Here is a 12,454-nt window from a genome sequence, read left to right as displayed (position 1 = left end):
TATGGAACTTGCTCATCTTCGTATAGATACTCCCGTTGGCCCGCTGCTGATCAGTGGCACCGATGAATATATACAGGCTGTTAACTTTACAGAGGAACCGGAAACCGCTTTCCCTCCACCGCCGCAGCTGCTGCTCCAATGTGCGCAGCAGCTGCAGGAATACTTTGCCGGTGACCGCAAAGTATTTGAACTGCCCATCCGGCAACCCGGCACCGATTTCCAGCAAACGGTATGGGAACAGCTGACACGCATCCCGTTTGGTCAGACCATCTCTTACCTGCAACTGGCGCACCGTATCGGCAATCCCAAAAGCATCCGAGCGGTAGGTACTACCAACGGTAAAAACCAGCTGGCCATTATTGTGCCCTGTCACCGTGTGATCGGCGCCAACGGCATGCTGGTAGGCTATGCCGGCGGGTTGTGGCGTAAAAGGTGGCTGCTGGAACATGAACGGCTGGATTTGTTTTCGGGATTGGTGTGAGCCCTGGGGGCTTATTTAAACTCCCGATAATTGAACACGCATTTTTTGATCCCAGGGCTCACGCCCTGGGCTACGATGTTATTCGATTTCTTTCAACGATATGTTTTTATCGTTCAAGAAGAATATCATGGTTATCCTGAAATTAGGAATAGAATTCCCATTAACGATAGAAACCATCATGTGAATGGATTTGAATAACATCGTAGCCCAGGGCGTGAGCCCTGGGATCAAAAAATGCGTAGCCGGATTGCGGCGTATATAAAAATCAAATTAATGGTAAAAATGGATGGGGTGTTTCAGTATGGTTTTTATACCTGTTTATCATGTTCTGATATTCTTCCTGAAAAGTGCGTTGCCGGTGATGCTGTTCCTGGTTTTCGATATACCGGACCACCTTGGGAACATGGGATTTAGAATAGGAAAAGGCGCCATATCCTTCCTGCCACCTGAATATTCTGGGCAGAGGCTGGTGATCATTGATCCACCGTGAGGAATTGCATTTGATGGTTTGTGTGAGCGATGCAATTGACTCGGCAGGACTCATGCGGACAAGAATATGGACATGGTCGGATATGCCGTTGATAATAAGACAGGAATGTGACCGGTTATTAATTATGCCTGCCATGTACTTATACAGGTCCTGCCTGAAGCCGGGGGCTATTAACGCTGCCCGGTATTTAACTGCAAATACAATTTGCAGATGCAATTGGGTAAAACAATGGCTCATCGGATATGGTTTAGTATGAATGTAAGCAATTTTATGCTTTAGCGCGCTGACAGACTGTGCTGGCCTGGGCTTTTGACTTTAGCATGTTTGTTCAATGTTTCCTGCTTTTTTTACACTTCCATCTGATATGCTCAAAAAACACAAAACTGAATCTGTTTTAAGATTTATTTTATGTGCAATTTTGAGGCTTGAAAGCAATGAACCTATCCATTCCCGATTAAACCGCCACATGATGAAGCTCCAGGAAGATTTAAAACATACGGACCGCCTGCTACAGTTGACCAAAGAATTCAGCAGTAAATTTTTATCCTCTCTCGACAGGCTGGCGGCGGACAAAATAATTGACATGCCTGTCCGGCAGACGTTGCCGGAAGAGGGAGTGGGTGGCGTGGCTGCGCTGGAGCTGTTCCGGCAGCAGTATGGCAACGTCATTACGGCGTCTGCAGGTCCGCGCTACTGGGGCTTTGTGACGGGAGGGGTAACGCCGGCTGCGCTGATGGGCGACTGGCTCGCGGCTACCATGGATTTGAATGCTTCTGATAAAGGTTCTGCTGCTTTTGCCATAGAAACGGAAACCATTGCTTTATTGAAGCAGCTGTTCGGTTTGCCGGAAGCATTCCTTGGCTGTTTCGTTACCGGTGCTACCATGGCCAATCTCACCGGCCTGGCGTTGGGCCGGCAATGGCTGGGACAGCAGCGGGGGATAGATATCGGCAAACAGGGCATAGCCGGACTGCAGGACCTGCAGGTGGTCTCCTGTGTGCCGCATTCCAGCATCACCAAGTCCATGGCTGTGCTGGGACTGGGCCGCGATAATGTGGTGAAGATACCGGCGCTGCCGGGAAGAGAGAGTGTGGACATTGAAGCGCTGCGTATTTATCTCGAATCCCGGAAAGGACAGCCGGTGATTTATGTGGCCAGCGCCGGCACGGTGAATACGGTGGATTTTGACGATATCGCCGCTATCGTGGAACTGAAAAAACAATATGCTTTCTGGTTACATATCGACGCCGCTTTCGGTGGATTTGCAGCCTGCAGTGAGCATCACCGGCATTTGCTGCATGGATGGGAGGATGCTGACTCCATCACCATCGATGCGCATAAATGGCTGAACGTACCTTATGATGCAGCGATGATTTTCTCCCGGCACCCGGGACTGCAGGTGGAAGTGTTTCAGAATGCGGGCGCTGCTTACCTGGGCGATCCTGCAGAAAATTTTAACTACATCAATTACGTACCCGAGAACTCGCGCCGTATGCGCGCCTTGCCGGCCTGGTTCACACTGTTGGCCTATGGTAAGGATGGCTATCGGCACATCGTGGAAGAAAACGTGGCGCTGGCACAACGGCTGGGCGATTTGCTGGAGAAAGATCCTGCTTTTCGTTTATTGGCGCCCGTGAGGATGTGTGTAGCGTGTTTCACGCTGAACGTGCCCGAAGAGGAGCAGGAAGCGGCGGTAAACCGGTTCCTGCAGGCGCTGAACGCCTCCGGCGTGGTGTGCATGACGCGCACGGTTTATGCCGGTCAGCCGGCTGTCCGCGCGGCGCTGGTGAACTGGCGTACTACGGCCAACGATGTACAGTTGGCTTATCAGACCATGAAAGAAGTTGCTGTTACCGTTCTGAATCAACATACATATGCGTAAACCAAGCACCAATGCGTATATCGCGTTGGCTATCGTAAGTATCTTTTGGGGAACCACTTATCTGGCTTCACGAATCGGCGTCCGGCACATCCACGGGATTATGCTGGCAGGTCTCAGGCAAAGTACGGCCGGGTTGCTGCTCACAGGCTTTTTCCTCCTGAAGGGATATAAGCTGCCCGAGAAAATAGTATTGTCCAAACTCTTTGTGATGGGCTTGTTGATGCTGGTAGGCAGCAATGGCCTCATGACATGGGCCATGCAGTATATTCCCAGCGGGCTGGGAGCGGTGATCAGTGCCACCGTGCCTATCTGGATCACCATCTTCAGTTATTTCCTGGTGAAGAAAACGCGTATCAGCATACAGCTGCTGGTGGGGATGTTACTGGGGTTTGCCGGGGTGGCGGGTATTTTTTATAACTATTTATCGAGCCTTATGAACCCCGATTTCCGCTTCGGCATTATGTTGTCCGTCTTCGCCTGTATCTGCTGGGCGCTGGGCTCCGTATTGACCGCCAAGTGGGCGCTGGGGGTGAACTACCTCTTCGGCGCAGGATTTCAGATGTTGTTCAGCGGTATTGTGATGTTGCTGATCGCTACCCTGTTCATGGGGCAACAGCTGGATGCCGGCACCTTCACCACAGAGTTGTGGGAAAGCCTGTTATACCTCATCCTGGTGGGATCGATCCTCAGTTATTCCGCGTATGTGTTTACGCTGAATAACCTGCCGCCGTCACTGGCATCGGTGTATGCCTACATCAATCCTATTGTGGCCGTATTGTTAGGCTGGGTGCTGTTGAAAGAGAACCTGACATGGCTCATGGGGTTATGCAGCCTGGTGACCGTTGGCGGCGTATACCTGGTGAATGACGCCGTGAATAAAAACAAACAGAAACAGTTGCAATAAATATTTAAGGTAGAAGTTAAGAGTCCGATGCTCGCCCCGGTTTTTACCGGATGAGCATCTTTTTTTTGTAAGACGAAATGCGCTAAATTTAAGGCAGGTTATCCCGCAAACATAAATTACATCTTATGGAAGTCGTCCAGGCAACAGCCATGCACACCAACGAAGTAGCCGTATTATTCGATGCATACCGCAGTTATTTTGATCAGGCGCCGGATTTCAAAGGGGCGCTGGCATTTATCAGTGACAGGATCAAACAACAGGACAGCGTGATTTACATCGCTTTCGACAAAGATGAGATCGTAGGCTTTGCGCAGCTCTATCCGCTGTTTACCTCGCTGGGCATGAAGCGGGGATGGTTGCTCAACGATGTATATGTGCTGGACGAGCACCGGGGCAAAGGCGCCGGCGGCGCGCTGGTGGATGCAGCTGTGGAACATGGGCGGAAAACAGATGCCGCCTGGGTGATGTTACAGACCTATGTCGCCAATACCGGCGCACAGAAACTGTACCAGTCCAAAGGCTTCCGGAAAGACACCAACTCCTTCTATTACTATTTGGCTATTTGATTATTTTGTTATTTTGGTGCATTGATAAAATATCCAAATAGCTCAATAACAAAATAACTAAATGACTGAATACGATAATCCCTGGACGATACATTCCAGCGAGGTCAGATATGATAACAACTGGATACAGGTGGTCCATCATGAGGGCCTGAACCCTGCCGGTGGCCCTGGTATCTACGGCGTGGTGCATTTCAAGAACCTGGCTATCGGCGTCATCGCGCTGGATGATCAACAGAACACTTATCTCGTGGGGCAGTACCGTTTCCCGCTGAAAAAGTTCAGCTGGGAGATACCCGAAGGCGGCGGCCCGCTGGGAGAAGTGCCGCTGGAAACCGCCAAAAGGGAACTGCTGGAAGAGACAGGACTGGTGGCCAATCGCTGGGACGTGATCTGTGAGCTGGCAGTCTCCAATTCCGTGACGGACGAAACCGGCGTGGTGTTCCTGGCGCGGGAGCTGGAACAGCGGACGGCGGAGCCGGAAGATACCGAGGAACTTTTCGTGAAAAAATTGCCGTTTGAGGAAGTTTATCAGATGGTTAAAAACTATGATATCACAGATTCCATCTCCGTTGTCGCCATCCAGAAAATAAAGCTGATGATGCTGGAAGGAGAGCTGGATTGACAGAAAAAGCGTTTCTTTGCAGCAAATGGAAAGAAAATTTAACGCTTTCAAAGGTGAAAGAAGACCAGGCGGACCCAAAAGGCCCGCCAGCCCGCGTCCGAAGCAGTCGTCACTGATTATCGGCCGGCAGCCGGTGATGGAAGCCCTCAGCAGCGGCAAACCGATAGAACGTATCTATATGCTGCGCTCCGCCACCGGCGATATTATCCCTCAGATCAAAGAAAAGGCGGCTCTCGGTAATATTCCTATCAATGTAGTGCCGGTAGAAAAACTCAACGGCCTCACCCAGGCCAACCACCAGGGCGTTATCGCCCTCACCGGCCAGGTTTCCTATCTCGACTTACAGGACGTGATCTCCCACGTGATTGACCAGGGAGAAACACCGCTCTTTCTGATACTCGACGGTATTACGGATGTCCGCAATATCGGCGCCATCGCCCGCAGCGCGGTATGTTGCGGCGCTCAGGCCATTATCATCCCCGACAAAGGCATTGCGGCGCTCAACGAGGAAGCCATGAAATCTTCCGCCGGCGCGCTCGAAAAGATAGCGATATGCCGGGTCAACAGCCTCCTGAAAGCGATCGATACCCTGCATCTCAACGGTATCAAAGTCCTTTCCAGTGAAATGGAAACAGAGATCAAACTGTATGACTGCGACCTCCGCGAGCCGGTGGCCGTGATCATGGGCTCCGAAGATAAAGGCGTGTACCCTGCGCTGATCAAAGCATCCGATGTATTGTTCCGCATCCCTATGGCTGGCAACTTCGAATCGTTCAACGTGTCTGTGGCCGCAGGGATCATCCTCTATGAGGCGATGAAGCAGCGCAGTTAATTACGAATTACGAATTACGAATTACGAATTACGAATTGGGAATTCTTTGTAAGTTTGGGTATTCTACAGACAAAACAGACCACAATTCGTAATTCGTAATTCGTAATTCGTAATTGATGAAGTTAATCGAATGTCCGCGTGATGCCATGCAGGGATGGCACAGGATGATCAGCACGGAAGAAAAGGTAAACTACCTGCAAGCTTTGCTCAAAGTGGGTTTCGATACCCTGGACTTTGGCAGTTTCGTCTCCCCCAAAGCTATTCCGCAGATGGCAGATACCCGCGAGGTATTGTCCCGGCTGGACCTTTCGGCCAGCCGCAGTAAAATGCTGGCCATCGTAGCAAATGTAAGGGGCGCAGAAGAGGCTGTTATCCATGAAGAAATCAACTATCTCGGTTTCCCGTTCTCCGTATCCGAAACGTTTCAGCTTCGAAATACCAATAAAACCATCGCCGAATCGCTGGAGCAGGTGCAGACCATGCAGGAGCTCTGCCTCAAAAACGGCAAGGAGCTGGTCGTATACATCTCCATGGGCTTTGGCAATCCTTATGAAGACCCTTACAGCCCGGAGATCGTATTGCGCTGGGTAGATGAACTGGCGAAAATGGACATCAATATTCTCTCGCTGGCCGATACCGTGGGCGTGGCTACCCCGGATGTGATCACCAGCCTGTTCCGTCACCTGATACCGGCTTATCCGCGGGTGGAGTTCGGCGCTCACTTTCATTCCGCCCCGCACTCCTGGGAAGAGAAAGTGCAGGCCGCATGGGAGCAGGGATGCCGCCGTTTCGACAGTGCTATCAAAGGCATCGGCGGATGCCCGATGGCCAAAGACGAGCTGGTGGGCAACCTGGCCACCGAAAACCTGATCTGGTTCTGTCAGCAGCGCCAGGCGCCGCTGGACCTCGATATGACCGCCCTGCAGGCCGCTCAGCAGCTGGCAGACGTGGTGTTTAAAGACTAATACATGCAATTTCACCTGAGTTTCCCGGTAGATACCATCGAGCCGGGTATTCAATATACCGACAAGATCATGCTCATGGGCTCCTGTTTCGCCGAAGAAATAGGGGCTAAACTGCAGGAGCACCGTTTCGATACCCTGCTTAATCCCCACGGCATCCTCTTTAATCCGCTGAGCCTCACCCACGCGCTGACCACCTACCTGGACGGGAAAACGTATACCCGGGAAGACCTCTTTCAGCACCAGGATACCTGGCACAGCTGGGACCACCACAGCCGCTTCTCCGGCACTTCCCCGGAAGCGGTGCTGGAGCAGATCAACGCTTCACAGCAGGCAGCCATCCAGGCGCTGGAGCAGGCCGACTGGCTGGTGCTGACGCTGGGCTCCGCCCATGCTTATTTTCTCAAGGAAGGAAGCCTCCTGGTGGGCAACTGCCACAAAGTGCCGGCAGCCGGCTTCTATAAAAGACTGCTGACCGTGGAAGAGATAGTGACCGCGCTGGATAACATGATGCACCGGCTGTTTTTCCGTAACCGGAAAGTGAATATCCTGTTTACCGTCAGTCCCGTGCGGTACGTGCGTGACGGCGTGGTGGAGAATAACCTCAGCAAAGCAGTGCTGTTGCAGGCAGTGCATCATATGGTCAACAAATTCTCCCGCCTTTTCTATTTTCCTGCTTATGAACTGGTGATAGATGACCTGCGCGATTACCGCTTTTATAAGGAAGACATGGTACATCCTAACGAAACGGCTGTCAATTATGTGTGGGACCATGTCGTGAAATCAGCCATTTACAGCGGCAGCCAGCCGCTATTGCATACCATTGCCGATATCAACAGGGCGGCACAGCACCGTCCGTTTAACCCGGAGAGCAGCCAGCACCAGCAGTTCCGTCGCACATACGCTGCGAAAGTAAAACAGCTGATGCAGGAGCATCCATACCTGCAGCTCAACGACCTTCACGATTTTTTTATTTAGAGATTTTTTGATTTACGGATTTTGGGATTTTGGGGATAATAATGCGAAGACTGACATATCAGATATTTGATTTGACGATAATCTTCGCATTATTATCCCCAAAATCCCAAAATTCGTAAATCCCAAAATCCGTAAATCCGTAAATCCGTAAATCCGTTACCTAGATTTCCATATTCTTATTGTCTTTAATGTACACCAGGCCTATCAGAAAGCAGATAACGGCCACGGCTATAGGATATATCAGTCCGGCCAGGTGGTTGCCGGTTTTGGTAACGAGGATGGTAGAGATAGTGGGTAGCAGTCCGCCGAAAACGCCGTTGCCGATATGATAAGGCAACGACATGGAGGTGTACCGTATCCTGGTGGGGAACATCTCCACGAGGAAAGCTGCAATGGGGGCGTAAACCATCGTAACAAACACCACCTGTACAAAAATCAGGAATACCAGGATGGCCATCCGTGTATTGTCTACCGTTAGCTCCGGTTTGCCATCGCTGATGCGCAGCACGCTGCCGTCGCTATAGGTATGTACTTTAGTGGTTTGCTGTACAAACTGGCCCGCGTCGTTTTTCGACTGGTTGCTTTCGATCTTATACAGTTCCGTCAGTTCCGTTTTCTGTTTCACGTCACCGATCGTGTCCATGGCCTTATAGATGGGATAGTAGGCCAGGGCGGCGATCAGCATGCCTGCCAGCATGATTTTCTTGCGGCCGATGCGGTCGGACAGGGACCCGAAGTAGATAAACAGCGGTGTGCCCAGCAGCAGCGCCAGCGCGATGATGATATTGGACTGCACAAATTCGATGTTCATCGTTTTCTGCAGGAAAGACAGGGCATAGAACTGCCCGGTATACCACACCACGCCCTGGCCCATGGCCGCGCCAAAGAGGGCTATCAGTACCAGTTTCAGGTTTTCTTTGTTGCCAAAGCTCTCTTTGATGGGGTTCGCTGATGTTTTGCCCTCTTTTTTCATCTGGATGAACAGCGGGGATTCCTGCAGGCGGATGCGGATGTAATAAGACATGATCACCAGCAGTACGGAGAGCAGGAAGGGGATACGCCAGCCATAGTTGTTGAAGTCGGCGGGCGACATGACAGAGCGGGTGATCAGGATGACCGCCAGCGAGACGAACAGGCCGAGGGTAGCCGTGGTTTGAATGAAGCTGGTATAATAGCCGCGGCGGTGGTTGGGCGAATGTTCCGCCACATAGGTGGCTGCGCCGCCGTATTCGCCGCCGAGGGCCAGTCCCTGTAACAGGCGTAGTATCAACACCAGCATGGGCGCCAGTACCCCGATGGTGTGGTAGCTGGGTATGAGGCCGATGGCGAACGTAGAGCCGCCCATGATCAGCAGGGTAAGGAGGAAGGTGTATTTACGGCCTACCAGGTCGCCCAGCCGTCCGAAAACGATGGCGCCGAAAGGCCTTACGATGAAGCCTACAGCAAAAGTAGCCAGGGTGGCGATATATGCCAGTTCCGGATTGCTGGGCGGAAAGAATTTCTCGGAAATGATGGCCGACAGGCTGCCGAAGATGTAGAAGTCATACCATTCTATCAGTGTACCGGCAGAAGAGGCCATGATCACCTGCCAGATGGTTTTAGTCCCGGTTTGTTGCATTGGCTAATTTTTAAGCGATGGGTTTTGGTTGTGCGTTGAAGCAAAAAAGATAGTAAATAAATATTATGGGTGCAAGTTTGCGGACAGGAATCTTGAATGGAATAAAGCCTTATCTTTAATAACAGCTGCAATAAACTATGATGAACCAGGGACAGTTACTACATTTCGGCAGACTAATTTTCGTATTGTTATTCAGTCAGTTGTTTTTCTGTACGGGTGTACAGGCGCAGCAGTCTGCCCCCAACAGACCTAAGATCGGGCTAACCCTCAGTGGTGGCGGCGCCCGTGGGCTCGCGCATATTGGTATCCTCGAAGCCATTGACAGTGCGGGGCTCAAGATCGATTATCTCACGGGAACGAGCATGGGTAGTATTGTGGGAGCGCTCTATGCCATGGGGTACTCCGGCGATTCTATCGAAGCGGTGGCCCGCCGCCTGGACTGGAACAGCCTTTTTACCAATCAGCCGGTGCTGACCGATATTTCTTATGAAGAGAAGGCGGAGTACAACAAATATATTATCGAGATACCGTTTGAATACGGCCGGCCGAAGCTGGCCTCCGGCGTTATTTCCGGGGAGGCATTGTGGCTGGAGCTGGCCAAACTCAGCTGGCCGGTGAAAGACAAAAAGAACTTCACCACTTTTGACATCCCGTTCAAGTGCATCGCTACGGACGTGGCTACGGGCCAGATCGTGACGCTGGACTCGGGCGAGATCGTGACGAGCATGCGTGCCAGTATGGCTATTCCTTCCATCTTCACCGCGGTGAAAATAGGCGACCGCAAACTGGTGGATGGCGGTGTGGTCCGCAATTTTCCGGTCATTACCGCCAAAGAGATGGGCGCCGATATTGCAATCGGCTCCAATGTGAGCGGTGGCCTGCGCAAAGCCGACCAGCTGGTCACCCCGTTTGATATCCTGTATCAGCTGGGATTTTATAAAGACGCCGCCGATTTTGAAAAAGCCCGTAAGCAATGCGATATCTATATCCCGATCAATGAGGAGCTGGAAAGTTATTCCGCCGCTGCTTTTGGCAGCGTGGATTCCATCATCGAGATCGGCAAGCGGAAAGGGCGGGCCATGTACCCGGTGTTCAAACGGCTGGCAGACTCGCTGAACGCCCACCTGGAGAGCGTTGGCCGGCTGCCGTTTGCAGCGGACATAGAGTTGAGCAGCGTGCATGTGTCGGGACTCATACATTCCGATGAAAAGTTTTTCCTGCAGCGGTTGCACCTGAAGCCCGGCGGCTGTTATACCAATGCGCAGCTGCGGGAAGGTATCCAGCGGGTGTATGGTACGCGGTTCTATAAACTGATCACCTATAACCTGCATCCCGAAGGGTATGGTAAGTACAGGATGGAGATTGCAGCGGAGGAGAACCCGCTTACCTATGTGAAGTTCGCACTCAACTATAACACGCTTACCGGCGCCAGCGCTATCCTCAACCTGACGCAGCGGAATTTCATCGTTCCCAACTCCCGTTCGTTTGTGAGCGTGGCGATCAGCGAGAACCCGCGGCTGGAGGCGCAGTACTTCAAATACCTGGGACGCAGCCGTGATTTCGGTTTCGGCCTGGGAGCGTATTATGAAAATACGGGTCTGACGTTCTATGATGAAGACCTGACGAAGATGCAGCCATACCGCAATAAATATGCGAACGTGGACATCAACCTGCAGTATTCTCTTGGTGGTAATGTCGCTTTTGGCGCCGGTACCCGGTGGGAGTATATCAAATACAAACCGCAGTTTTCGCCGTTTGTGGAGGTGAGGGGCAGCACCAATCAGCTGAATTCCTACGCTTTTCTGGGGGTAAATTCGCTCAACCGCAAGATGTATCCTACCAGCGGGGTGTTGTTCAACATAGAGGGGGGATATATCTACAACCAGCATTCCGGTATTACCGTCAACAACGGGGGCGCGCCCCTGGACCTCGATAGTGCGGGGATCCGGTTTAATAACTATCAGCGGCTGGTCGTTAATGCCAAATACTATGTGCCGCTGGGGGTGAAATCAGCGCTGGAGTTTGATGGTAACGTGGGTTGGAATTTTAATTACAATGAGTCGGTGGTGAGTGGTTATATCGTGGGCGGGATGAACAAGATGGTCCGTAACCAGTTGCCGTTCGTAGGGGTATTTGAAGGCGAGGTGATATCCTCCAAGGTGGCGGCGGTGCAGGCGGCGTGGCAGTGGGAGGTGGTGCGTAATATTTATGCGATACCGCGGGTAGGGGCGGCTTTATACAATGGTAGCCTGCTGGGTGCTGAGAACAAGTACAGCGGATTGACAGGATACGGGCTGGGAGGCGGTTACAGCAGCCGGCTGGGGCCTATAGAAGCTACCATGATGTACAGTGACCAGTCGGGTAAGCTGAAGTTCTATGTGAATCTTGGGTTCAACTTTTAGATTTTCGATTTTTTGATTTACGGATTTTGTGATTGTTGGGAGGGCCTGGTTGGTTAAGCTAGTATCCGCTACATTCCAAAATCCGTAAATCAGGAAATTTCAAAATATCAATGCATGCGGTCGCCCCGCACTTCAATATTCTTTAGTATTTCGGCTTCCATTTTCAGCCATTCTTCCCACCTTTTGCGTACTTTTTCTTCGGGGAAATATTCGTTGGCCAGATCGATAAACAGCCGGTAGTGGCCGGCTTCGGAGATCATGAAGCGGCGGTAGAATTCGCGGAGGTATTCGTCTTCCAGTCCTTCGCTGAGGAGGCGGAACCGTTCGCAGCTGCGGGCTTCGATGAGGGCGAAGATGAGGAGGGCGTCGAGGAAGGCGTCGTCCGGGTGGCCGCCTTTGGCGCGGTTGTCCATGAGGGCGTTGACATAGTCGTCTTTCCGTTGTTTTCCCAGGGGGAGTCCTCTTTTCTTCATCTCGGCCAGCACCTGCCGGAAATGTCCCCATTCCTCCGTGACGATGGGCGCCAGTTCCTGTACCAGTCTTTCCCTTTCCGGATTACGCTGGATGAGGGAGATGGCGGAGGAGGCGGCTTTCTGTTCACAGTAGGCATGGTCCGTGAGGATATCCTGCAGGGAGATCGCTGCGAGGTTTACCCAGCGGGGGTCGGTAGGTAGTTTTAATCCGAGTATGGATACTTTACTCATGTTTTCGCTTTCT

12 protein-coding genes are annotated in these 12,454 nt (G+C 51.8%); 9 read left to right on the top strand and 3 right to left on the bottom strand.

The genetic code is table 11. The features are described from left to right. The first annotated feature begins 1 nt into the window (after nucleotide 1). The gene (locus tag HF324_RS23490) at nucleotides 2-481 is read left to right on the top strand and encodes a methylated-DNA--[protein]-cysteine S-methyltransferase (protein WP_168804930.1); all 480 of its coding nucleotides are present in this window, start codon (nucleotides 2-4) and stop codon (nucleotides 479-481) included. A gap of 265 nt (nucleotides 482-746) precedes the next feature. Here the strand turns inward: HF324_RS23490 and tnpA are convergent, their stop codons facing one another. Further along, a complete protein-coding gene (gene tnpA / locus HF324_RS23485) occupies nucleotides 747-1,208 on the bottom strand; it encodes an IS200/IS605 family transposase (RefSeq protein WP_168860960.1) in 462 nt (153 codons plus the stop codon). A 229-nt stretch (nucleotides 1,209-1,437) separates the two neighbouring features. Here tnpA and HF324_RS23480 point away from each other — a divergent pair, with 229 nt between their 5' ends. The 7 genes from HF324_RS23480 to HF324_RS23450 all read left to right on the top strand — a co-directional run bounded on the left by HF324_RS23480 (nucleotide 1,438) and on the right by HF324_RS23450 (nucleotide 7,717). Next, on the top strand, nucleotides 1,438-2,853 hold the full coding sequence (locus tag HF324_RS23480; RefSeq protein WP_168860959.1) for a pyridoxal phosphate-dependent decarboxylase family protein: 1,416 nt from the start codon (nucleotides 1,438-1,440) through the stop codon (nucleotides 2,851-2,853). Beyond that, on the top strand, nucleotides 2,846-3,757 hold the full coding sequence (locus HF324_RS23475) for an EamA family transporter (protein WP_168860958.1): 912 nt from the start codon (nucleotides 2,846-2,848) through the stop codon (nucleotides 3,755-3,757). Before HF324_RS23480 ends, HF324_RS23475 begins: the two co-directional genes overlap by 8 nt. Nucleotides 3,758-3,882: 125 nt before the next feature. Further along, a complete protein-coding gene (locus HF324_RS23470) occupies nucleotides 3,883-4,323 on the top strand; it encodes a GNAT family N-acetyltransferase (protein ID WP_168860957.1) in 441 nt (146 codons plus the stop codon). A 61-nt stretch (nucleotides 4,324-4,384) separates the two neighbouring features. Continuing rightward, entirely contained in the window at nucleotides 4,385-4,945 is a 561-nt protein-coding gene (locus tag HF324_RS23465; protein ID WP_168804921.1) for an NUDIX domain-containing protein, read from the top strand. 25 nt (nucleotides 4,946-4,970) lie between these two features. Next, nucleotides 4,971-5,777 carry a 23S rRNA (guanosine(2251)-2'-O)-methyltransferase RlmB gene (gene rlmB / locus HF324_RS23460; RefSeq protein ID WP_168860956.1) on the top strand — a complete coding sequence of 269 codons (807 nt, stop codon included), beginning with the start codon at nucleotides 4,971-4,973 and terminating at the stop codon, nucleotides 5,775-5,777. Between the two features lie 116 nt (nucleotides 5,778-5,893). Beyond that, nucleotides 5,894-6,742 carry a hydroxymethylglutaryl-CoA lyase gene (locus tag HF324_RS23455; RefSeq protein ID WP_168804917.1) on the top strand — a complete coding sequence of 283 codons (849 nt, stop codon included), beginning with the start codon at nucleotides 5,894-5,896 and terminating at the stop codon, nucleotides 6,740-6,742. Nucleotides 6,743-6,745: 3 nt separating this feature from the next. Further along, nucleotides 6,746-7,717: a GSCFA domain-containing protein gene (locus HF324_RS23450; RefSeq protein ID WP_168860955.1), complete on the top strand. Its 972-nt coding sequence runs from the start codon at nucleotides 6,746-6,748 to the stop codon at nucleotides 7,715-7,717. A 160-nt stretch (nucleotides 7,718-7,877) separates the two neighbouring features. On the opposite strand, the gene HF324_RS23445 is transcribed toward HF324_RS23450, so the two are convergent. After that, nucleotides 7,878-9,335 (bottom strand): MFS transporter, encoded by a 1,458-nt coding sequence (locus HF324_RS23445; RefSeq protein WP_168860954.1) that lies wholly within the window; start codon nucleotides 9,333-9,335, stop codon nucleotides 7,878-7,880. Nucleotides 9,336-9,472: 137 nt separating this feature from the next. On the opposite strand from HF324_RS23445, the gene HF324_RS23440 reads away from it, so the two are divergent. Then, a complete protein-coding gene (locus HF324_RS23440; protein WP_168860953.1) occupies nucleotides 9,473-11,737 on the top strand; it encodes a patatin-like phospholipase family protein in 2,265 nt (754 codons plus the stop codon). Between the two features lie 107 nt (nucleotides 11,738-11,844). On the opposite strand, the gene HF324_RS23435 is transcribed toward HF324_RS23440, so the two are convergent. Beyond that, complete coding sequence (locus HF324_RS23435) at nucleotides 11,845-12,441, bottom strand: MiaE family protein (RefSeq protein ID WP_168804909.1); 597 nt, start codon at nucleotides 12,439-12,441, stop codon at nucleotides 11,845-11,847. Nucleotides 12,442-12,454 lie beyond the last annotated feature (13 nt).

It is taken from the genome of Chitinophaga oryzae, assembly GCF_012516375.2.
Classification (GTDB): domain Bacteria; phylum Bacteroidota; class Bacteroidia; order Chitinophagales; family Chitinophagaceae; genus Chitinophaga; species Chitinophaga oryzae.
The sequence above is the reverse complement of the archived record's forward strand: the minus strand, read 5'-3'. Positions and strand labels throughout refer to the sequence as shown.

Coding starts and splice junctions, on each gene's coding strand:
- rlmB (WP_168860956.1), top strand. CDS start 4,971: ATGGAAAGAAAATTTAACGCTTTCAAAGGTGAAAGAAGACCAGGCGGA.
- HF324_RS23440 (WP_168860953.1), top strand. CDS start 9,473: ATGATGAACCAGGGACAGTTACTACATTTCGGCAGACTAATTTTCGTA.
- HF324_RS23450 (WP_168860955.1), top strand. CDS start 6,746: ATGCAATTTCACCTGAGTTTCCCGGTAGATACCATCGAGCCGGGTATT.
- HF324_RS23480 (WP_168860959.1), top strand. CDS start 1,438: ATGATGAAGCTCCAGGAAGATTTAAAACATACGGACCGCCTGCTACAG.
- HF324_RS23445 (WP_168860954.1), bottom strand. CDS start 9,335: ATGCAACAAACCGGGACTAAAACCATCTGGCAGGTGATCATGGCCTCT.
- HF324_RS23490 (WP_168804930.1), top strand. CDS start 2: ATGGAACTTGCTCATCTTCGTATAGATACTCCCGTTGGCCCGCTGCTG.
- HF324_RS23475 (WP_168860958.1), top strand. CDS start 2,846: ATGCGTAAACCAAGCACCAATGCGTATATCGCGTTGGCTATCGTAAGT.
- HF324_RS23465 (WP_168804921.1), top strand. CDS start 4,385: ATGACTGAATACGATAATCCCTGGACGATACATTCCAGCGAGGTCAGA.
- HF324_RS23455 (WP_168804917.1), top strand. CDS start 5,894: ATGAAGTTAATCGAATGTCCGCGTGATGCCATGCAGGGATGGCACAGG.
- HF324_RS23470 (WP_168860957.1), top strand. CDS start 3,883: ATGGAAGTCGTCCAGGCAACAGCCATGCACACCAACGAAGTAGCCGTA.
- HF324_RS23435 (WP_168804909.1), bottom strand. CDS start 12,441: ATGAGTAAAGTATCCATACTCGGATTAAAACTACCTACCGACCCCCGC.
- tnpA (WP_168860960.1), bottom strand. CDS start 1,208: ATGAGCCATTGTTTTACCCAATTGCATCTGCAAATTGTATTTGCAGTT.